This is a genomic window from Gammaproteobacteria bacterium, from assembly GCA_022340215.1.
Taxonomy (GTDB): domain Bacteria; phylum Pseudomonadota; class Gammaproteobacteria; order JAJDOJ01; family JAJDOJ01; genus JAJDOJ01.
This window is the reverse complement of record JAJDOJ010000073.1, coordinates 1-21,181: the sequence shown is the minus strand read 5'-3', so window position 1 is coordinate 21,181 and position 21,181 is coordinate 1. Positions and strand designations below refer to the sequence as shown.

17 protein-coding genes and 1 pseudogene are annotated in these 21,181 nt (G+C 63.4%); 5 read left to right on the top strand and 13 right to left on the bottom strand.

Annotated features, from left to right (window positions below; genetic code table 11):
- Positions 1–258: 258 nt before the first annotated feature.
- The 3 genes from LJE91_05470 to putA all read left to right on the top strand — a co-directional run bounded on the left by LJE91_05470 (position 259) and on the right by putA (position 7,112).
- Positions 259–2,307 carry an elongation factor G gene (locus LJE91_05470; GenBank protein MCG6868185.1) on the top strand — a complete coding sequence of 683 codons (2,049 nt, stop codon included), beginning with the start codon at positions 259–261 and terminating at the stop codon, positions 2,305–2,307.
- 82 nt (positions 2,308–2,389) lie between these two features.
- The gene (locus LJE91_05465) at positions 2,390–2,983 is read left to right on the top strand and encodes an ABC transporter substrate-binding protein (GenBank protein MCG6868184.1); all 594 of its coding nucleotides are present in this window, start codon (positions 2,390–2,392) and stop codon (positions 2,981–2,983) included.
- Between the two features lie 205 nt (positions 2,984–3,188).
- Complete coding sequence (putA, locus tag LJE91_05460; GenBank protein ID MCG6868183.1) at positions 3,189–7,112, top strand: bifunctional proline dehydrogenase/L-glutamate gamma-semialdehyde dehydrogenase PutA; 3,924 nt, start codon at positions 3,189–3,191, stop codon at positions 7,110–7,112.
- 162 nt (positions 7,113–7,274) lie between these two features.
- On the opposite strand, the gene LJE91_05455 is transcribed toward putA, so the two are convergent.
- The 11 genes and pseudogenes from LJE91_05455 to LJE91_05405 form a co-directional block, all read right to left on the bottom strand.
- Positions 7,275–7,739 carry an NfeD family protein gene (locus LJE91_05455; protein ID MCG6868182.1) on the bottom strand — a complete coding sequence of 155 codons (465 nt, stop codon included), beginning with the start codon at positions 7,737–7,739 and terminating at the stop codon, positions 7,275–7,277.
- Positions 7,736–8,659 carry an SPFH/Band 7/PHB domain protein gene (locus tag LJE91_05450; protein MCG6868181.1) on the bottom strand — a complete coding sequence of 308 codons (924 nt, stop codon included), beginning with the start codon at positions 8,657–8,659 and terminating at the stop codon, positions 7,736–7,738. The genes LJE91_05455 and LJE91_05450 overlap by 4 nt, the downstream gene beginning before the upstream one ends.
- A 49-nt stretch (positions 8,660–8,708) precedes the next feature.
- The gene (locus LJE91_05445) at positions 8,709–9,536 is read right to left on the bottom strand and encodes a DUF2797 domain-containing protein (GenBank protein MCG6868180.1); all 828 of its coding nucleotides are present in this window, start codon (positions 9,534–9,536) and stop codon (positions 8,709–8,711) included.
- Between the two features lie 65 nt (positions 9,537–9,601).
- A complete protein-coding gene (locus LJE91_05440) occupies positions 9,602–11,011 on the bottom strand; it encodes a YdgA family protein (protein ID MCG6868179.1) in 1,410 nt (469 codons plus the stop codon).
- Between the two features lie 87 nt (positions 11,012–11,098).
- Entirely contained in the window at positions 11,099–12,484 is a 1,386-nt protein-coding gene (pabB, locus tag LJE91_05435) for an aminodeoxychorismate synthase component I (GenBank protein ID MCG6868178.1), read from the bottom strand.
- Between the two features lie 74 nt (positions 12,485–12,558).
- Positions 12,559–12,942 carry a 4a-hydroxytetrahydrobiopterin dehydratase gene (locus tag LJE91_05430; protein ID MCG6868177.1) on the bottom strand — a complete coding sequence of 128 codons (384 nt, stop codon included), beginning with the start codon at positions 12,940–12,942 and terminating at the stop codon, positions 12,559–12,561.
- 72 nt (positions 12,943–13,014) lie between these two features.
- Positions 13,015–13,215 (bottom strand): hypothetical protein, encoded by a 201-nt coding sequence (locus tag LJE91_05425; protein MCG6868176.1) that lies wholly within the window; start codon positions 13,213–13,215, stop codon positions 13,015–13,017.
- A 150-nt stretch (positions 13,216–13,365) separates the two neighbouring features.
- Positions 13,366–15,165, bottom strand: coding sequence for a hypothetical protein (locus LJE91_05420; protein ID MCG6868175.1), 1,800 nt, complete (start codon positions 15,163–15,165; stop codon positions 13,366–13,368).
- Between the two features lie 327 nt (positions 15,166–15,492).
- Positions 15,493–15,756 (bottom strand): annotated as a pseudogene (locus LJE91_05415) (patatin-like phospholipase family protein).
- Between the two features lie 292 nt (positions 15,757–16,048).
- Positions 16,049–16,702, bottom strand: a complete 654-nt coding sequence (locus LJE91_05410) for a thermonuclease family protein (protein ID MCG6868174.1) — start codon at positions 16,700–16,702, stop codon at positions 16,049–16,051.
- 411 nt (positions 16,703–17,113) lie between these two features.
- Positions 17,114–17,668, bottom strand: a complete 555-nt coding sequence (locus tag LJE91_05405; protein MCG6868173.1) for an HD domain-containing protein — start codon at positions 17,666–17,668, stop codon at positions 17,114–17,116.
- A 166-nt stretch (positions 17,669–17,834) separates the two neighbouring features.
- Here LJE91_05405 and LJE91_05400 point away from each other — a divergent pair, with 166 nt between their 5' ends.
- A complete protein-coding gene (locus LJE91_05400; protein ID MCG6868172.1) occupies positions 17,835–18,755 on the top strand; it encodes an NAD-dependent epimerase/dehydratase family protein in 921 nt (306 codons plus the stop codon).
- A 15-nt stretch (positions 18,756–18,770) separates the two neighbouring features.
- Here the strand turns inward: LJE91_05400 and LJE91_05395 are convergent, their stop codons facing one another.
- Positions 18,771–19,280: a paraquat-inducible protein A gene (locus LJE91_05395; GenBank protein MCG6868171.1), complete on the bottom strand. Its 510-nt coding sequence runs from the start codon at positions 19,278–19,280 to the stop codon at positions 18,771–18,773.
- 208 nt (positions 19,281–19,488) lie between these two features.
- Here LJE91_05395 and LJE91_05390 point away from each other — a divergent pair, with 208 nt between their 5' ends.
- Positions 19,489–20,124 carry a hypothetical protein gene (locus LJE91_05390; GenBank protein MCG6868170.1) on the top strand — a complete coding sequence of 212 codons (636 nt, stop codon included), beginning with the start codon at positions 19,489–19,491 and terminating at the stop codon, positions 20,122–20,124.
- A gap of 156 nt (positions 20,125–20,280) precedes the next feature.
- Here LJE91_05390 and LJE91_05385 read toward each other — a convergent pair.
- The coding region (locus tag LJE91_05385) for a universal stress protein (protein ID MCG6868169.1) at positions 20,281–21,181 on the bottom strand (901 nt) is incomplete at its 5' end.

The following is a 21,181-nucleotide window of genomic DNA, read 5'->3' as shown; positions in this document are numbered from 1 at the left end:
TCGGGCAGACAACGCCTCTGCGGGCATCGAAGACACGGAACGTCAGTCGGGTTACACTCTTTGCGCTACGGGCGGCGGATTGCGACACCGGGCGGGCACGCCCTCGCGGGTTACTCAGCCGGAGCAACCCGTGCTTCCGCGATATCCGATCACGGATCAGAATCAAAATCATGAACGCAAACCCGGTCGCCGTGGCGGCCCGGGGGAACAGCGGACCGGTGTCGCGATCCCGCAGGTCGCTGCAGAGGGGGAACGGAAATGGACGCATACAACACCCACGACATGCGAAACATCGCCTTCGTCGGACATGCCGGTAGCGGCAAGACGACCCTGGTCGAAAGTCTGCTGCACGCGGCGGGGGCAATCCCCTCGGCCGGGGCCGTAGAGCGGGGCAACACCGTCAGCGACTTCGACCCGATGGAGCGCGAGTTGCAGCATTCCCTGGATACCAGCCTCTGCCATCTCACCCACGACGGCCGTCGGATCAACCTGATCGACACCCCCGGTTATCCCGACTTCGCCGGTCGCGCCATCAGTGTTTTACCTGCCGTGGAAACCGCCGCCCTGGTCGTCAACGCCCAGTCGGGTATCGAAATGGTGACCGAATCACTCATGGAGGCCGCGACCCAACGCGAGCTGTGCCGGATGATCGTCGTCAACCGGATCGATGCCCCGGACACCGACCTGCCCGCCCTGCTCCACCACATCCAGGACAAGTTCGGCAGTTCCTGCCTCCCGATCAACCTGCCGCTGCTCGACGGTTCCGGTGTGGCCGACTGCTACTTTGCGCCGTCCGGCGTCGAGACGGCGTTTTCCTCGGTCGAGTCCGCCCACACGCGCCTGATCGATCAGGTCGTCGAGGTCGACGAGGCGCTGATGGAGGTCTACTTGGAACAGGGGCAGGAACTGGATCCGGCGCAGTTGCACGAACCGTTCGAGCAGGCATTGCGCGAAGGTCACCTGATCCCCGTGTGTTTCGTGTCGGCGCAAACCGGCGTCGGCATCCCGCAACTGCTGGACATCTTCGCCCGGCTCATGCCGGACCCGACCGAAGGCAATCCTCCCCCCTTTCTCAAGGGAGAAGGCGCGACTGCCACGCCGATGGCGGTGGTGCCGGATAAGGACCGGCACGTGGTCGCGCACGTGTTCAAGGTCATGGTGGACCCTTTCGTGGGCCGCATGGGGTTCTTCCGCATCCACCAGGGCACGGTGACCCCCGACAGCAGGCTGTTCATCGGCGACGGCCGCAAGCCGTTCAAGGTGACCCACCTGCTGGAGCCCCAGGGTAACGACAGCCGGGAATGCCGGATCGGGATCCCCGGCGACATCCGCGCCGTGACCAAGGTAGACGAGATACACTTCGATGCGGTGTTGCACGATTCGCACGACGAGGACCTGCTGCACCTGATATCGATGAACTGCCCGCCCGCCATGTTCAGCCTGGCCGTGGAGGCTATCAGCCGCGGCGACGAGCAGAAACTCTCCGAGGCACTCGCCAAACTGGACGCCGAGGATCCCTGCCTGCATGTCGAACACCGCGCCTCGCTGAACGAAACGGTCCTGATGGGCATGGGCGATCTTCATCTGCGCATCGTTCTGGAGCGTATGAAGGCGAAATTCAATGTCGAGGTGAAGACCCATCCGCCCAGCATCGCCTACCGGGAGACCATCACCATCCCCGCCGAGGGCCATCACCGCCACAAGAAACAGACCGGCGGCGCGGGACAGTTCGGCGAGGTGTTTCTCCGCGTCACACCATTGGAACGTGGGTCCGACTTCGAGTTCGCCGACAAGGTGGTCGGCGGGGCGATCCCGGGTCAGTTCATTCCCGCCGTCGAGAAGGGCGTGCGCCAGGTCATCGAATCGGGCGCCATCGCCGGCTTCCCGATGCGGGACATCCGCGTCGAGGTCTACGATGGCAAGCATCATTCGGTCGACTCCAAGGAGATCGCCTTTTCCACCGCCGGACGCAAGGCCTTTCTAGACGCCGTCTCGAAGGCGAAGCCGATCGTGCTGGAGCCCATCGTCAAGCTGCGCGTGACCGCACCCAACCAGGCCATGGGCGACATCACCGGCGACCTCTCCGGCATACGCGGCATGATCAGCGGCACGGAGGCCCTGCCGGGAAACCGGGTGGAGATCACCGCGAGGGTCCCGCTGAGCGAACTCGAGAACTACCAGTCGCGGCTCAAGTCGATGACCGGCGGCGAAGGCGCCTACACGGTTGAATTCAGCCATTACGATCCGGTCCCGCCGCGCACGCAGCAGGCGCTCGTCAAGGATTTCAAACCCCTCGAGGAAGGCTGATTCGGGTTGCACGACACCGGGCGGGTCACAGGGGCCCGCCGAATCAACGGGCGTCAAACTTGTCGAAAAGTCAGAGGTGACCATGATCGCCAGATTGCTCTTGCTGGTCCTGTTTCTCCTGCCCGCCGGCACCCCGGCCGCCGAGGTGACCCCGACGGCGCAGGTCAGGTGGACGGTGGATCGGATCCTCGCGGTTCTACGCAACGAAACGCTGGACTGGTCCGGGCAGAAGCAACGGATCGAGCCGATCGTGGACCGGACGTTCGATTTTCGCTCCATGTCCCAGAGCGTCCTCGCCACGAACTGGCAGAAAGCCACACCGGCAGAACGCGCGCAGTTCGTCGACTACTTTTCCTCGTCCCTGCAGGATACCTACATGGCCAGGATCCAGCACTACAGCGACGAGTACATCCGTTACGGCAGGGAAGACATCGACAAAAGGGGCGACCGCGCCACCGTAGACACCTTTATCGTCGGGGGCGGGAAGGAAATCCCGGTAAGCTACCGGCTCAGAAAGAACGGCAACAACTGGTTTGCCTACGACGTGGTCATCGAGGGCCAGAGCCTGGTCAGGAACTATCGTGACGTGTATTCGGCGATCATCAGGGCCGAGGGGATCGGCGGTCTGCTGGAAGATCTGCGCAGCGGAAAGACGCCGCCGGTCAAGGTGCCATGACGCCGGGTCCCATTGGCGCCCTGGCGTACCTGGGCGTTACTGAGAGACATCGCCTTACCGAGCGCCACTCGATTGGCGTAGTCCTGCACGAAACGTGACGCAGGGCTCCGCCGGAAAAACCGCCGCACCTGGGAAAATCTCCCCTCCGGCCTGGGCGGGCACCGATGCGTCGCCGGCCCCCGGACAGTCCCGCCCTGGGTACGACATGGTTTTCGACTACGCCCCGGTGGCACGCGATCCGCTGCGGACCGCGGTCATGGCGGCGCACGCGACCGAGGAATCCGCGCTCGTTCTCGAGATGCTGCGGGCCGCGAGCTTTCCCGTAGAGACCGAGCAGCGGATCCGGGAACGGGCCACGAGACTCATCCGCTCGGTCCGTCGCCACGCGCGATTTCGCGGGCCCGAGGCCTTTCTCAACGAGTATTCGCTGACCGGCGCCGAGGGGGCCGCGCTGATGTCGCTTGCCGAATCGGCGCTGCGCACACCGGACGACTGGACCCGTGACCGGCTCATCCGCGACAGGATACAATCGGCTGACTGGGCCGCTCACGCGGGTCACAGCGCTTCTGCGCTCGTCAACGCGGCGACACGCGCGTTCATGCTGTCCTCGGCCCTGCTGAAATCCCGCGGCGGCAAACCCGGCCGGTTTCACGAGCGCTACAGGGCCCTGCTGGAAAACTCGGGTCGATGGCTGGTGCGCCAGGGGGTGCGGGGCGCGCTGAACCAGGCGGGCCGCCGCTTCATCCTGGGTAACACGATCGAGGACGGACTCGCCCGTGGCCGACGTTATCTGCGGCGTGGATACACCCTCTCGTTCGACATGCTCGGCGAGGCGGCGCTCACCCGCGAGCAGGCCGATACCCACTTCGAGCGCTACCTTGCCGCCATTGGGGCGATCGAACGGCACGACGCCGGCGCACCCGAGGGACGCTACGGCATCTCGGTCAAGCTGTCGGCGATCTCGCCGCGCTTCGTGTACTCCCGCTACCAGGAGGTGCTCGGCACCCTGGTGCCCCGGTTGCGAACGCTCGCGATCACGGCCCGGGACGCAGGCGTCGGACTGACCATCGACGCCGAAGAGTCGCAGCGACTTGATCTTCAGCTCGATGTCCTGTCGGCGTTGTTGCGCGATCGCCGGTTGAGCGACTACGACGGGCTGGGTGTCGCGGTGCAGACCTATCAGAAGCGCGCCTGGCCGCTGGTCGACTGGCTGGCGTCGCTCGCCCGCGACAACCGGCGGCGGCTCATGGTGCGTCTGACCAAGGGTGCCTACTGGGACGCGGAGATCCGCGCGGCGCAGCTCGCCGGACTCGACAACTACCCGGTTTTCACCCGCAAGGTATCTACCGACGTGTCCTTCATCGCCTGCGCGCAGAAACTGTTGTCCCATCCGGACCGACTCTACCCGATGTTCGCCACGCACAATGCGCACACGGTTGCCTCGGTCATGGAGATCGCGGGCGACAGCGGTTACGAGTTCCAGCGCTTGCACGGCATGGGCGGCGCGCTGTTCGACCGCATCGTCGGCAAATCGGGGAAAAGGCCACACTGCCGCGTCTACGCCCCCTGCGGGGACTTCGCCAGCCTGTTGCCCTACCTGGTACGACGGCTGCTCGAAAACGGCGCCAACACCTCGTTCGTCCATCGGGTCGCCGACCCACACGCCCCGGTGGCGGAGCTGACCGCCGATCCGGCCGCCGCGGTGCGGGTGCTGGAACGGATCCCGCATCCGCGTATCCCACTACCGGGCGAACTGTTCGCGCCAGAGCGACGGAACTCGCGAGGCATTGACGTTGCCGACGAATATGCCCTGGGCGCGCTGGCCACGGCGATGCAGCCCTGGGCGGGTCACATCTGGGGCGCCGCTGCGCTGGTGGATGGACGCGCGCGCCCGGGGCCATCCTACGAGGCGGCAAATCCCGCCGATCACCGGCGCATCGTCGGGGTGGTGGCACTGGCCACCGGCGAGGACATCGCCCTGGCCGTCACCCGTGCCTGCGCCGCGGCCAACGCCTGGGCCCGCACCCCGGTCCCCGTACGCGCCGCTTGCCTGGAGCGTGCGGGCGACCTGTTCGAACGCAACCGGGCCGAGCTGATCGCCCTGTGCGTGCGGGAAGCGGGCAAGACACTCGAAAACGCCGTCGCCGAGGTCCGCGAGGCGGTGGATTTCTGCCGGTACTACGCCTGCCGTGCCCGCGAGGCATTCTCCGGCCCGCGCGAGTTGCCTGGACCTCACGGGGGAAGGGTCAATGATCGGGCGATTGGAACCTTCGCCTGTATCAGTCCCTGGAACTTTCCGCTGGCGATCTTCACCGGACAGGTGGCGGCCGCACTCGCCGCGGGCGACACCGTGGTCGCGAAACCCGCCGAGCAGACGCCGCTGATCGCCATGCGGGCGGCGATGCTGCTGCACGACGCCGGCGTGCCCGTCGAGGCGTTGCAACTGGTGACCGGCGCGGGCGAGACCGGCGCCCGTCTGGTCGCCGACCCGCGGATCGACGGCGTGGCCTTCACCGGCGGCGCCGCGACTGCCTGGCAGATCCGCAACACGCTCGCCTCAGGGCGGCGCCGCAACGTGGTCCCGCTGATCGCCGAGACCGGCGGGCAGAACGCCATGATCGCAGATTCCACCGCAAGGCTCGAACAGCTCGTCAACGACGTCCTGCGTTCGGCCTTCGATTCCGCGGGCCAGAGATGTTCGGCCCTGCGGGTCCTGTTCATCCAAAAGGATGTCGCAGACAGCTTCGAAGCCCTCCTCGCCGGGGCGATGGCACACATGAAGGTCGGGGACCCGGCGTGGCTCGCGACCGACGTCGGTCCGGTCATCGACGCCGAGGCACAACATCGCCTGGAGGTGCACGCGCAATGGCTGGCGGCGAATGCACGCCCGATCCACCGCTGCGAGTCAGGCCCGCAGACCCGCTACGGGACCTTTTTCGCGCCGTGCGCCTACGAGATCGATTCGCTGACGCAACTGACCGAAGAGCACTTTGGCCCCATCCTTCATGTCGTGCGATTCGGCGCGGGCGAGCTCGACCGCGTGGTCGAAGAGATCAACGGTACGGGATTCGGCCTGACCTTCGGCGTGCAGACCCGGATCGACGGCGTCGCGCGGGAACTCTACCGCAAGGTCCGCGCGGGGAATCACTACGTCAACCGCAACATGATTGGCGCGGTGGTGGGATCGCAGCCCTTCGGCGGCGAAGGCCTCTCGGGGACCGGACCCAAGGCGGGAGGGCCGCACTACCTTCGACGGTTCTCTCGCACCGTACCGTACGGTCCGGTAAAACGTATCGAGGCGGTGCGTGCCCCGGTAGTCACGTCCGGTTCGCCACCGCGCGCCAGGCAGCCCGGTTCCGACGACGCCGACGGTCGTCGAACGATCGGTCTCGCCACCGGAGCGGCCCGTGTCTGTGACGGGCTCGATGCCACGATCCGGCGGCAGTACCTGGAACGAGGTGCCGCGGGCCTCCTCGACGCAGCGGCCGAGATCGCACGGACCCTGAACCTGGAGATCGACGCACCGCCCGATCAGGCAATCGAACAATTGACGCAGGCGCATGCCCTGTGTCTTGCCTGGGGAAACCGGGCGGAAAGTGAATGTTCCGAGGGTATGGCGCTGCCTGGGGCGACCGGCGAACGAAACCGCTACCGGCTCCACAACCGCGGCGCGGTGCTGTGCGTCGTCGAGCCGAGGGTGGCGGCTTCGATCGCCCCCGCGATGCTCGCCGCCGTGCTGGCCGCCGGCAACGCGGCGGTCCTGGCGCCCCTGCCCGGAGCGGAGACCTCGATGAAACGCATCCTCGACTGCTTCGACCAGGCGCCCTGGCCGCAGGACGCACTCGGCTGGACCCCGATAAGCTCGGGCGAGACACTGGACGGCATGCTGAAGCACCCCGATCTGGCCGCCGCGGCCTACGCCGGCGGCCCGGAAACCGCGCGCCGCCTGGAACGGACGCTCTCCAAACGGCCGGGCGCGCTCGTTCCGGTGATCGCCGATACCCGATTCTCGGGGGAAACCGGCCCGTTCTCGGATCCGGCGAATCTCTATCGATTCTGCACCGCCCGCACCCTGTCGATCGATACCACCGCCACGGGTGGAAACGCGTCGCTATATGTGGAGGATTGAGTGGCAGTGGTGGAACCGCTTCGCTTGTTCCACCCTACGCAATGTCATGACCCACTGAAAGCACGGAAAAACCGTAGGTCGGATCAAGCGAAGCGGATCCGGCATGCTACTGGTGCTGAAACTGGGCTCGACGTAGATTCCGCGAAGTCAGGTCATCTGACCCTACCGATCCGCGCCTTGACTCGTCTGTTCCACGGTCAGTGAATTGCCGTTGACCGAGACCACGGTCACGCGGCTGCCCGCCGGGACGTCCGCGCCCTCGACCCGCCACACCGTGTCGTCGACCCGCATCTCCCCCACCCCGTTGACGATCGGCGCCGCGAGGGTGAAGCTCCGGCCGACATAGGCCTGCCCCCGTCGGTTCAGGACGGGTTGATCGGTCTGCGGCGGGTTGCGGCGCTGGTACAGCTTGAAGGCGACGATGCTCGCCACCGACAACAATGCGAACAGCAGCAACTGGCCTTCCCAGGCGAATCCGGGCCACAGCAGCAGGACCAGTCCGACCGCAGCGGCAGAGACCCCCAGCCACAGCGCCACGAAGCCCGGCGCGAAGACCTCGACGATCAGCAGGACGATCGCTAGGATCCACCAGTGCCAGTAGTCGACCGGCCAGCCCCACCCGCTCACGCGGACTTGTCCCGGAATGCCTCTTTGGCCAGTTCCGCCACCCCGGCGACCGATCCGATCACCCCGCTGGCCTCCAGCGGCATCAGGACGAGCTTCTGGTTGGGGGCCGCGCCGATCTTCTCCAGGGCCTCGATGTAACGCTGCGCGACGAAGTAGTTGATCGCGTTGATGTCACCCTTGGCGATCGCCTGGGAGACCATGTGCGTCGCCTTGGCCTCGGCCTCGGCCTCGCGTTCGCGGGCCTCGGCATCGCGGTAGGCAGACTCCCTGCGCCCCTCCGCCTCCAGGATCGCAGCCCGCTTCTCGCCCTCGGCGCGAAGGATCTCGGACTGCCGCATCCCCTCGGCCTCGAGGATCGCCGCGCGTTTCTCGCGTTCCGCCTTCATCTGCCGGGCCATGGCCTCGACCAGGTCTTGCGGGGGCTGGATATCCTTGATCTCGATACGCGTGACCTTCACCCCCCAGGGGTTGGTCGCCTGGTCGACGACACCGAGCAACTGCGCGTTGATCTTGTCTCGCTGCGACAGCAACTCGTCGAGGTCCATGCTGCCCATGACGGTACGGATGTTGGTCATCGTCAGGTTCTGGATCGCGCCCTGCAGGTCATTGACCTCATAGGCGGCCTTGGCCGCGTCCAGCACCTGATGGAAGACCACGCCGTCGACCTTCACCATGGCGTTGTCCCGGGTGATGATCTCCTGGCTGGGAATGTCGAGCACCGACTCCATCATGTTGATCTTCTGCCCGATCCGGTCGATGTAGGGCACGATCAGATTGAGCCCGGGGGTGAGCGTGCCGCGGTAACGCCCGAAGCGCTCCACGGTCCATTCGTGACCCTGGGACACGGACTTGATGCCCATCAGCAGGGTGATCACGGCCAGCGCGACGACGATCAGGACGAAGGCGGAAAGACCCGTCATGAAAAGACTCCGGTTGATTGATGACTGAAAGGGTTCGGTGGCACCGGGCTCAACCCGGCGTATCGAGCGAAATCCGGTAGCCGCCGAACTTACGGATGTTGATGACGCCGGAATCCAGGATCAGGTACTGTCCCTTGATGCCCAGCAGAGTCCCAGTGACACGGGGGGCCTTGTCAAAATTCAGGGCCCTGACCTTTTCCGGGTACTCGGTGACCGGATAGCGGATCGCGACGGGCTCGGCATCCTGGATGCGAACCGGCAGCCCGAGGCCCGGTTCGGCGGCCATGGTCTCGAGGCGTTCGCCCAGTTCCTCGAGCAGCGCGTCACGGCGCGCCGGCAGATCCATGGGTTCGGGTTCGGCCTTCAACATCCGGCGCCAGTCCGTGCGGTCGCTGATCAGGGACTTGAACAGGACCTCCACCCGCCCCGAGACGTAGCGCGTCGGCACCTCGAACACGGCCAGGGCCTGCGAGGCGCCCTGGTCGATCCAGCGTACCGGGATCTGCGAGTGTCGCGTAATCCCCACCTTGAGGCCCGAGGTGTTGGCGAGATAGACGATGTGCGGCTTCATGCAATGCTCGTCCGCCCACTCCGGCTCGCGACAGGTCCCCTCGTCGTAATGGCAGCGTTCCGGGCTGAGGTAACACAGGTCGCAACTGGCCAGTCGCCGGAAACAGGGGAAACAGTGACCCTGCGCGAAGCTCTTTTTCGTTTCGCGGCCGCAGTTGATGCAATTGATGACGTCCTCGTATTCGAGGACCAGCGCCTGGCCAAGCATCCCGTTCAGCGATACCCGTTCGTCGCCGAGAGGCAACGCGTAGCCGACGGGATCATCGTGGGTGACGACCATCTTCTGCAGATTGCCGGTGATTTTCATGCGCGCATCCTAACCGGGCGACATGCCCGGCGACAATCCACAACACAGCCGTTGCGAGCCGTGCATTATTCACCCCTCAGCCCCCCGAGGGTCAGAGGATTGAATGGCTTGCCGTTGAGGGTAACGGCCCCGCTCGCGAGCTTGACGGAGGTCTTCACGCGCTCGCCGGCACGCTCCACGTAGCCGAGCTGGACGAGGTTCTCGAGCATCTCCCCGGTCTGTTTCCCGTTGACCGTAGTCTGCATGGACAGGGCCTCGTCCATCCACCGCTCGGGCACATCGAGATTCAGCTCCCCCTCGATCGCGCCCAGGAGGAGAAAGGGACCGAGCCTTTCCCACTGAGCCATGGCCACGTCCGGACTGATGCCTGCCAGCGCCTCACCGTTCAGTGCAAGCCGCAGACGCACGTCGGAGCGCTCTCCTTTTCGCACCATACCCAGACGCGGAATCATCAGTTCTGGGGAGGCGGCAATGAAATCCGCGCCGTGTTCGGCAATCACCGCATCCATCTCCCTGACCAGCCAGTCATCGGGACGTGTTCCGCCCACCGCCTTGAAGGCATCCAACCGTTTCTGCAGCGCGGCGATGGTTGCGCGGTCGAGCCCCTGCAACCGTATCTCGCCCTCGATGGCATCGAAGCTGCGCCCGTCGGCGCGACCCGGCCCAGTCTCCAGCGTCAGGGCGTATCTGAGGCGATCCTCACCATCGGGGAGCTGCTCCGAACGGATCCTCACGTTCCGCAGCTCGAAGTCCCCAATCACCCCGTGCGCGGGCGAGCCCAGGAACAGGATCGTCCCTGCGTGCAGCTCCCCATCGCCCAGATACAGACCGTCATCGGCGATCACGCCGCTGGACTCGATGCGTATCCCGGCAATCGCCATACGCTCCGCTTCGTCGGACAACCGCAGCGCGGGCGCCTCGGCCTCGACCCGCCAGGCGCGGCCGTCACGGGAGACGTGCATGACCCCATCGAAGCCCTCCCAGGCCACTCCTGGGACACCGTTCCCCCCGGGGGAAGCGAAGGGCCGCCCCGAGAGATAAGTGACCGCGTTTCCGGTGAAATCCACCACGGTCTCCAGACGCAGGGGAAGCTCCCCGCCGAAATTTACCCGCAATCCGGAATCGTGGTCCTCCGGCAGGCGTGGCACTGTCTCGATGACCGCCGCCGCGAACACCGGTCTCCCGTCCGCGGGCCCGTCCAGCACCACCGGGCCGTGGCGCACCCGGTGGTCCAGAACGAGGTCGATCGTCCCGCCATCGGTGCTGTCCGGGTTCGGCAACGTCACGGTGGACTCGGCGCTGGCCGAGAGGTACCCGTTCTCGTAACGGTTCACCCTCGCGGGCAGGCCGCTCAAACCCGAGAACGCGTGGATCCGATCGGCATATCCGAGACGCGCCGCCTCACCCAGCCAGTACGGGGAAGACGCCACCGCGGCCGCGACGAGAAGCAGCCCGACAATCAAGAACTTCTTCATCCGAAAACCCCTGAAGGACATCTTGCCCAGTATATCCGCGAACCCGGCCGGCGCGGGACCCGGCGGGTTTGGGTGATCCAACCCACCTCACCCCTCCCTCGCGATGCCCGTACCCAGCACCTCGAACACTGCGGCGGCCTTGGCGTAGGTCTCCCGGTACTCCTCCTCCAGGACGGAGTCGGCGACGATGCCGCCGCCAGCGGAAAAGCTCAACCTACCCCTGTCGTGCACCAGAGTACGAATCGCGATACTGGTGTCCATGGCACCGTCGAACCCTATGTAGCCGATCGCGCCGCAGTACACGCCGCGCCGGTGCGGTTCAAGTTCCTCTATGATCTCCATCGCGCGAAGCTTAGGTGCGCCCGTTACCGAGCCACCGGGAAAGCAACCGGCAAGCAGGTCAATCGCGTCCCTGCCGGCGTCCAGCGTGCCGGTCACGGTACTGACCATATGGTGAACCGTGGCAAAACTGCGTACATCGAACAGATGCGGCACCGCGATGCTCCCTGGCCTGCAGTTCCTGCCGAGATCGTTGCGCAGCAGATCGACGATCATCAGGTTCTCGGCGCGGTCCTTGGGGCTCGCGCGAAGTTCATCGGCGAGCGCACGGTCCCTGTCGGGGTCCGCCGAGCGCGGCCGTGTCCCCTTGATAGGCTCGGTGTTCACCGTCCCCTCCCTGACGCTCAGAAAACGCTCCGGCGAGGCGCTCAGCACCTGAAAATCCGCACAGGAAAGATAGGCGCCGAAGGGGGCCGGATTGACGCGGCGCAGCGCGCGGTAGATCTGCCAGGGGTCACCCGCCACGATCGCCTGGAACCGCTGGGCGAGATTGACCTGATAGCAGTCACCGTCACGGATGTATCGCTGGATGCGACGAAACGCCGACGCATAGGCATCCCGGTCCATGTTGGAGCGAACCGGACCCGAAACTTGAAGGGAGAACTCGGACCCTGCACGGGCCGGCGCCGAAAGCCACGACACCCGTTCGTCCCAGCGCTCGAGCGTTGCGGCGTCACGGCCCTGCCCAGCGAGCCAGGCCCTCTGCTCCACATGGTCCACCACCACGGCCCAGTCATAGATCCCGACCTGCATCTGCGGCAGAGTCGCGTCGTCCCGGGCGATGACGGAAAGGGACTCGAGTCGGCGTCCGAGGTCGTATCCGAAGTATCCGATCGCCCCGCCCGCGAACGGCAGTCCGCCGACCGGTGTTGTCCCGGGGCGCAGGGCTTCCCTCAATAGATCGAAGGGATCGCCGTCGGATATCCGCCGGTTATTCCGGCTGCGAATCTCCGTGACCTCGCCACGCGTGGTGAGTACACACGTGGGATCGGCCGCAAGGATATCGTAGCGACCACCGTGCGCAGCGGGGATGCCGCTGTCCAGGAACACCGCGTACGGCCGGCTCGCCAGGGAGGCAAACAACGCGGGCGTATCGGGTGTGTAGGTCAGCGACTCGACCCTGGGGAAACTCATGCGGGAAACATCCGGTCCGCGGATCTGGCGCGGATATCATCGGCGCGGCGTGTCGGACGTCGCCGACCGTCGTGTCAGTCGTACTTGACGTAGGCGTATTTCGGGTCCTTCGGGGTTCCTTCCAAGGCCCCCCCCTCCTCGGCCGGCCGCCAGAGAACGACGGACTCGATCATTTTTGCCAGCTCGAAGTCCTTGTTGGTTATTCCCCCCGCGGAATGGGTCATGAGCCTGACTGTCACGCTCCCCCAGGACACCATCAGGTCCGGGTGGTGAAACGCGACCTCTGCCAGGTGTCCGATGGTGTTGGTCACCATCAGGGCGCTCTTCCATCCCGTGACGCCATACCGGCGCCGGATGTGACCGTCCTCGAAACGCCAGTCCGGTAGCTCTTCGACCAGGCGCTGGTCGATCTCCTTCGTACTGTATGTCTCTTCGTTGGTCCTGTCTCGCCAGCTCATGCCTTCACCCCCGGGATTCTGGCCGCACAACGCGGCCTTCAAATAAAACACCGGCTCGATTATACGCCTACCTCAAACCGACCGCCGTCGCTTAGGCGATTGCCGGCAGCGCTCGCGCAATTCACGGTGTTCCTCGATAACCGCCTTGGCTTCGTTGTCGTCCCCGACGGCCTTGAGCTGTTGCAGCACATCCTCGTGAAGACCTGTCCGCGACGGGTATAGTTTCCAGTCCCGAATCGAGGAAACGTTAAGGCGATTTCTGTCAAATGACATACCATCCTGCTTGTCTTTGTCGTCCGTCCTCCGTGTTGCGACAACCGTTACATCGTTCGACTATGCGCCTGTTGTCGCGCCTTGATGACGAACGAAAATCCGGCGCGATCTGGTATGTCATTTTCCGGCAATCGCCTAAGGATCAATTGACTACGCTTTCGCGGCTTCCCAGGTACCCGTGATATCGCCGTAAACACCGCAGTTGCCGATGAGATCCTTGAGCGTCGCCAGTTTTTCAGTGCCGCGGGTTGAAGGAATGACGGTGTTCAGCATCTGGTCTGCAATCCGGTAACCGAGTTCCCGATAGGCCTCGAACTGGACTTCGTCGAAGAACTGGTCGGCGGTGCTCTCGTCCGGAAACTCCCGGTGCTGCGCCGCGTAACCCTTGACTTGAAAACTCACCCCGTCAATCAGGGTCGTTTTGAGATAGATCAATGTGCCCCTGGAGTCGTCCGCATAGGTGATTTCTCCGACCATGAACCCCTGTTTTGCAAAGCTCGCGTCCTTCGGATAGACGGCCCCTTTCACCGGTACCGGGACGATCTCGTCCGGCGTGGCACCCTCGATGGACCCGATGCGCGCACCGAAGTCGTCTTCCACCCGTTGCAACGTGGTCTGGAAGTCGGAAAAGGAAAACGCCGGGTCGCCGCCACCATCGCAGACGACGATCAGCTTGACCTTGCGCCGTATGAGTTCGTAAACGCCCGTGTTTTCGAAATGCCCTCCATCACTGAGCTGAAGAAATTTCCGCTTCTCGTCGAACCCCCGAATGTGCAACACGTTGCCTAAGGCATACGCACCGGGAAAGAAATGGTTCGGGCACCGATTCGGTGCATTTTTCGGATCGGGATGGCAGGCCCAGTAACCGAGCCGCAGGTTCAGTAGCGACATCACAAGGGACAAGACACGGTTCCGCGTGAGCCCCACTCCCCCAACCCCGGTGTTGGGGTTGGCAGCCGCGCCTGAAATCGCGACCGCGGTCGCCAGAGTCATTTCCCCCCCCATGAAGGTTTCTGAAGGCGCCCAGCCCGTAGCGTTGCTGCCACAAAACAGCGGGGAGAGAATGAAGTTGTCGCCCCCCCTGGTGCGGAACGTCTCATCATCTGAATTGACGAGGACGAGATTGGTATTGACGATGTGATACGGCACGACCGGATCGTCAGGGTCGCTCACCTCATGCAGCGTTGCACCGTCCGCCCCCTTTGCCGCTCCTGTCCTGTTTTGCAATGCATTGTCGATGTCTGGCATGAAGGTCTCCATCAGACGGTCGCGGTAGAAGCGATGTATCGAGATGTAGTTCAGATTGACCACGACACCGAGGACTAGTGAAAATACGACCAGACCTGCCCATACCTTCCAGGTGTCGACCGCAACGGGATAGATCACCCAGGCAAGCTGATATGCAACCAGGAAAACACCGTACAGAAACAGTGCAGATGCCAATGGCACCAGAATTCCCACCGGCACACCGCGTGAACTGGCGCTGGCTTTTACGAAGTAGCGCATGACCACCACGATACCAGTCACCATGGCCAACGGTCCCGCAGCGGAAAACCATCCGCTCAGCGCTGCGGATACGACAGGTAACGTACCAACCACCACGGCTAGCGCCAGCTCGGCCAGCAGTCTGGCACCCCATTTTTCTACAAAACGCCGGGCGCCATACCACTTCTCCCTCACGCCGCGTTCCTTGCCTCTTCGGAATCGGGTCAGAAGAGAATAGATAATGATAGACAGCAGCAGAATCAGAACGACTACTTCGGCCACAACGAGCAACAACCCGAATACTAGCAGTTGCGGCAGGCGTGCCCGGACTTCCTGAATAACGGCTGATCCTTCCGCAGGATCGCATCCGGTCGTGTCCGTAGCACTGCCAGAACCGTCACATCCTGTAGACGATTCGACGATATCCAGCAGGCGCGGCAACAATCCGGTTTCCTCGATGCCCACCTTGAGTCCCGCAGCGAAATCGGCATGCGCCAAATTCTCGGAAGCCCACATCAACGATAGAAACGTGAGTATGAAAACCGGGATCCATACCGCAAGGTTGAGCAGGGTCCCCCGTAGAATAACGCCCGCGAGCGATAGCAGGTTGAGCCCCCCACCGGGAGTCAGGTAGAAGCCGTGACGTCGCAGATACTTCAGCATCCGATCCGCATCCAACTGCAGTTTCGTTTGTTTTCCGCGAGGAGCGTCCGGCGCCGGGTCTTGGGTTCCAAAGGGGAAATTCTCCTTTCCCACTCCGAAGCCCGCGTCGCTACTCGTGTTTTTCGGTTTGGCCTGTTGACTTGTCAACCAGACCAGCGCAGACCCCATGTAACCGCCGCCCGATACGGTCGACAGGTAGTCGACTTTCTCTAGCAGGTCTTCCGCGGCCATAGCCTGCATGATCCCGAGGGAAAACGTCGCAGATCGAATGCCCCCTCCGGACAACGCCAGTCCGACCAGGTCACCGCCATCCCCGACCGGGTCTCCTCCCTCTCCGACGCGGTCACGTTTCCCCGACACGTGACGACTACGGCGTTTCTCGCGAAGCCGCATAATGTAGTTTTCCTCTTCCTCAATGAGTCTCTTCCATGGCACGTCAATCGTAGTCTGGCTTGTGGGCGAGGACTCCTTTGTAAGGTGATTCTTCTGCCGGCTGTCTTGCACGACCTTGGCCAGGTCTTTGAAACTGACCGGGGAAATATACCTAAGGTTATTCTGGTCATTCGCTTCGGACATCGCGCATCTCCCGTATGTGCAATAACCACGAAAGCTAGCCATTGGATTTCAGGTGGCGGCTGAACTGCTGTCCGGCCACGTGACGAGCTGCGGGAATATCGGACTACCCTCACCAGCCCCAGGGGCGTCGTGTCGGGGGACTGGTTGGTGGCGCGTAGCTGGTCTCCGGTTGAGAGACACTTCCCGGCACTTGGTCCGGGGCCGGGTACGTGCGGTATGTGGGATTCTGCCGGGTAGTCCCCCATCCCCCGCTCCACGGGCGGGGTGTGTAGGGGTAATAGCCGCTGCCGCGCCAACCCTGTTTACCGGCCGACGCGGCGCCCGTATCGGTCCACAGGCCCCGATGGTTCTCCTTGGCCTCCGATTCCGCTTCCGCGTACAGGTTTCGTTCTGCGACCGTGAGTCCGGCTGCGACGCCCGGATCGTAACGGGCGAGGCCCGCGTAGAGTTGACGCAGGTTCATGTCCTGGCCGGAAAGCCGCACGGTGCCCACGACGCCGCGAGCACTGTCACGGTCATCGTAGTCCACGACGACGAACCGACCCGTGACCGTTTCGGATAGCGCATCCTTCGATGCCCTGCCGTATTGTTCGCTCATTGCCGGGGCGTCGATACCGCGCAAACGAACTCGACTCTGAAAGCCGTTGGCATCCCTGACGGTCAATGCGTCACCGCTGTCCACGTACAGGACGCGGCCAGTCAGCGTCCAGGCCAGCGCATGGGAGCAGCAAAGGCACATCAGTAGTACACCGATCGCTTTCATATAGGTACCGTTCGGGTTGGTTAGGCGATTGCCGGAAAATGGCGTACCAGATTGCGCCGGATTTTCGTTCGTCATCAAGGCGCGACAACAGGCACATAGTCAAACTATGTCACTGTTGTCGCAACACAGAGGACGAACGAAAAGACAAGCAGGATGGTATGTCATTTGACAGAAATCGCCTAAGGCGATTGCCGGAAAATGGCGTACCAGATTGCGCCGGATTTTCGTTCGTCATCAAGGCGCCACAACAGGCGCATCGTCGAACTATGTCACTGTCGAACATCACTTATCGCACCAAAGCCGAGGGTCACCAGACGACTCTCTCCGAAGCGATCATTTCCAGGGCCTGTCTGTCGACCCCGGTTCGCTCGGGCGCTAAAGCAGCCCTAATCGCAAGGCATCGCGAGGCCCTTAATCGAACTCCGCAAGAGCACGTCCGAATCGTTCGAACAAGACCGCCGGGACACGACCGGAATACACCTCACCCAGGGCGCGGTACTTGGCGAGCTGGGTGTCGTGATCCCGTGAAGTGAAGCTTTCCGGGGGATGTCCCTTTTCCACCATTCGGTTCATGTCCCGCAGGTTCGAAGTCTTGTCGGCGCAGGACAGGGAGAGCACGTCGTCGTCCGCCCCGCGCACCCGCTCGAGATAGCTAAGGTTTCGTTTCTCCCAGGAATGAGATTTGTCGGGTTCGGAGACCCATTCGACCAGCTCGGCGACCCGTTCGCTCCCCGTCTCGAGCGCCAGTTCCCCAGCCGTCCAGTCGCAGTCCTCGATGAGATCGTGCAGAAACCCGGCGGCGACCACCTCTTCTGACATGCCCGCTTCCTGCAGCATCCACGCGACCTCCGTCGGGTGGATAAAATAAGCGGGTCGGTCCTCCCCCGGAGGCGCCTTGCGGAAATGTTCCATCTTCCGGTGCGCATACTCGGCGAGGCGCATGGCATTGAGTACGAGGTCGTTCACGGTTTGACCTGAGTGAATGCAGGGACCTGCCCAATTCTCTCACGATTCCGGCCCCGATTTCGTTACCGGGCTTGCCGTATCCCGCCCGGCACCCGCAGAATACCGGTCCGCGTGCCGGCGGAAATCGGCGAACCGGCATCACTCCGCAATCGGGGAATGAAGAAGAGTGAAAAAAGTACTCGTCACCGGCGGCGCCGGTTTCATCGGTTCACACACCGTGGATCTCCTGCTCGAGCGGGGTATTTCCGTGCGCGTGCTGGACAACCTGAGCGCCGGCAAGCGGAGCAACCTGCCAGTTGACGATCCTGGCCTCGAGTGCCTCGAGGGCGACATCCGCGATTCGCGCGACGTTGCGCGAGCGGTCGAGGGCGTCACTCACGTGCTGCACCTGGCGGCCCAGGTTTCGGTCGTCAATTCCCTGGAGGATCCACCGAACTCCGCGGACCACAATATCATGGGATTCGTCGTCGTGCTCGACGCTGCGCGGCACGCCGGGGTCGAACGCTTCGTCTACGCGTCCTCGGCCGCTATCTACGGCACCCCGGAGCACCTTCCACTCGACGAGTCCGCCCCGCTAGCACCCCTCTCACCGTACGGCCTGGAGAAGCAGGTCGACGAGCAGTACGCCGCGTTGTTCCACGACCACTGGGGAATCTCCACGCTGGGGATGCGCTACTTCAACGTGTTCGGGCCGCGTCAGGATCCCTCATCCCCCTATGCCGGGGTGATTTCACTGTTCGCGAGCCGGATCCGCGCCGGTGAACCGCTCACCGTCTTCGGCGATGGCCGGCAGACACGCGACTTCGTCTATGTCCGGGACGTCGCCCGGGCCAACGTCGCCGCGCTCACATCCGGGCACAACGGCGCGTGCAACGTCGCCACCGGCACGACGGTGACGCTGCTGGATGTGATCGATGCCCTGGGTTCGGTCACCGGCAAGAAGCCGGAGGTCAGTTTCCTGCCGCCTCGCGAGGGCGACATCCGCGACTCCTCGGCGGCCATCGACACCCTGCAGCGTGAACTCGGCGTGAACGCGGAAACGACACTCGCCGAGGGACTCGACCGGCTGCTGTTCGGGGCGGGATGACCGGAAGCCGGGGGGCTACGCCTCGGGGTCCGAGGTCAGGGCAACCACACGCGCGGTCACGAACATGGTGAGCAGGACCGACGCGGCAAAGGCGTAGAGCCCGAAACGCATCTGAACATCGGCGATCGCCCCCAGCTTGACGGCAACCACCAGTATCGCAACCACGAAGACATCGAGCATGGACCACTTGCCGTAGAGGTGCATCCAGTGCAGATAGTGAGCGAGCCTGTCGCGCTCCAGGTGATCGAGACCGAGGATCCGGAACAGCAGAACGAGCTTGAGGATCGGCAGGACCACGCTGAACCCGGCGATGATCGCGAACAGGAACCATTGGCCCGCCAGCAGCAGTTCGGTCACGCCGGACAGCACGGAGAAGGTGTTCTCGATCACCAGGAATTTCTCCAGGGTGATAATCGGGGCAACCAGCCCGACACCCAGCAACACCGCCGCGACCGCGATCAGGACACGCAACCGCCCTACTCTGGCACGGAACTCCCGCGAGATCATGAGCTCCTCGCGATTCATCCGTGCAACCTCTCTGATTTCCGTCCTGCCATATGGACGCAGGCGCCTTCTACGCCGGCCCTCCAGCCGGGCGCCATCAGTATAAAGCAGCACGGAAAAGGGATTTTGCCGGGTCGTTCGGTCGCACCACCGTCCGTGTGACCCGACAGGACGACAAGCATTGTTATATTCTTATCCAAGTGACACAGGTCGGTGGCGAGGCCCCTGGATGAGACCCACTGAAATAGCAGGATGGCGCGTACCGGTCACCTGTCTGATCCTCGCTCTATGGGTCAGCCTGGCAGTCGGCTGCGCTTCCCCGCCAAAGAATACCAAGAACAGTTGCGCAATCTTCGAGGAGAAGAGCGGCTGGTACAAGGCCGCCCTGAAGAGCCAGGAGAAGTGGGGCGTGCCAATCGAAGTTCAACTCGCTATCATCAACCAGGAATCGCGCTTCGAGCATGACGCCAAGCCCCCCCGCGACCGCATCCTCTGGGTGATCCCCTGGTTTCGCAGCTCCTCCGCCTTCGGCTACGGTCAGGCCCAGGACGGAACCTGGGACATCTATCGGGAAAGCACGGGCAAACGGGGTGCGGACCGCGACGATTTCGACGACGTCGTCGACTTCATCGGCTGGTACGGAGACGTCTCGCACCGCAGGCTGGGAATTGCCAGGGACAACGCCTACCAGCAGTATCTCGCCTACCACGAGGGATGGAGGGGTTATGCGCGCAAGACCTACCGGAAAAAGAAGTGGCTGATCAAGGTCGCCCGCAACGTCGAACGCACCGCCCACAAGTACCGAAACCAGCTCGCCCGATGCGAGGATGATCTGGACAAAGGGTGGAGTTTGTGGCCGTTTTGAGGGATCTGGTACGGTTACCGGACCGGGAAAACCGATTCCGGGTGACGGCAGTGATAAAGTCCACTGACCTATTTTGCTGGATAAATTACCAATGGCACTGAAAAGGCACCGAACGTTGCTGAAGCGAGATCGTTCTAGTCTGAGCCCTTGATCTGACTACGGGTCTTCCACGATGACCGGCGTGACGAAATCCGGTGGTTTTACGACGAGCACGGAGCAATTCAGGTATCTGGCGATGGACTCGGCGGTACTGTCGGCGATGAAACCGGTGATTCCCGAGTGCGCCAGACCACCGACGACGACCAGATCCGCTTTCATGCTGGCGGCGAGCCGGACGATTTCATCCCGATGGCTCCCCTTTACCAGGTGACACACAGGCTTGAACGGGGGCAGCGCATCGCTCGCTGTCGATTCGTTCAATTCGGCAAGGCACCGATCCAGCGCCTTCCTGTTCCTGTCCTGCTCGCTTTGAACGTAGTCGTCTGCCTCAAAATGTAAAGGTGAACGTCCGCTGCGCATGTGCTGCTCACCGTAGGCTTCCCAGGCGTGAACGATATGCAGCTCGGCGAACTGGGCGGTCGCCACCCAACTCGCATGCTCGAGAATCCTGCGGTTGACGGCATACCGGTCGTCCCGATGACTACCCGGGTGTTCGTCCTGGTAAACGCCAGCGCAAACGAGACGATGACGGTAGGGCTTCGGCGGAATCGACCGGAGGAGCAGCACGGGGCAGGGACAGATCTTCAACAGACGCGTGTCGTCGTCGCCGAAAATGCGCGCTTTCAAGGCGTGTCCGTCCTGCGCGGTCTTCAGGACCAGGTCCCGGCCATTCGCGACGACTTCCCGGACGACTTCCTCATGGGGTTTTCCGACGAGCACCTTGGTTCGAACCTCGAGATCCCCATCCTCGCGCAACCGTGCAACCCGTTCTTCGAGCCGTCTGCGACGACTCTCGGTCATCTCCTCGTCCAGTTCGTCAGGGCAAGACACACCTTGGTCGACAACGGAGGTGGCATCGGTGAGCACTTCCGCCACCGTCAGGGCTGCCCGACAATCC

Coding starts and splice junctions, on each gene's coding strand:
- LJE91_05470 (MCG6868185.1), top strand. CDS start 259: ATGGACGCATACAACACCCACGACATGCGAAACATCGCCTTCGTCGGA.
- LJE91_05465 (MCG6868184.1), top strand. CDS start 2,390: ATGATCGCCAGATTGCTCTTGCTGGTCCTGTTTCTCCTGCCCGCCGGC.
- putA (MCG6868183.1), top strand. CDS start 3,189: ATGGTTTTCGACTACGCCCCGGTGGCACGCGATCCGCTGCGGACCGCG.
- LJE91_05450 (MCG6868181.1), bottom strand. CDS start 8,659: ATGACGGGTCTTTCCGCCTTCGTCCTGATCGTCGTCGCGCTGGCCGTG.
- LJE91_05445 (MCG6868180.1), bottom strand. CDS start 9,536: ATGAAAATCACCGGCAATCTGCAGAAGATGGTCGTCACCCACGATGAT.
- LJE91_05440 (MCG6868179.1), bottom strand. CDS start 11,011: ATGAAGAAGTTCTTGATTGTCGGGCTGCTTCTCGTCGCGGCCGCGGTG.
- pabB (MCG6868178.1), bottom strand. CDS start 12,484: ATGAGTTTCCCCAGGGTCGAGTCGCTGACCTACACACCCGATACGCCC.
- LJE91_05430 (MCG6868177.1), bottom strand. CDS start 12,942: ATGAGCTGGCGAGACAGGACCAACGAAGAGACATACAGTACGAAGGAG.
- LJE91_05425 (MCG6868176.1), bottom strand. CDS start 13,215: ATGTCATTTGACAGAAATCGCCTTAACGTTTCCTCGATTCGGGACTGG.
- LJE91_05410 (MCG6868174.1), bottom strand. CDS start 16,702: ATGAAAGCGATCGGTGTACTACTGATGTGCCTTTGCTGCTCCCATGCG.
- LJE91_05395 (MCG6868171.1), bottom strand. CDS start 19,280: ATGAATCGCGAGGAGCTCATGATCTCGCGGGAGTTCCGTGCCAGAGTA.
- LJE91_05390 (MCG6868170.1), top strand. CDS start 19,489: ATGAGACCCACTGAAATAGCAGGATGGCGCGTACCGGTCACCTGTCTG.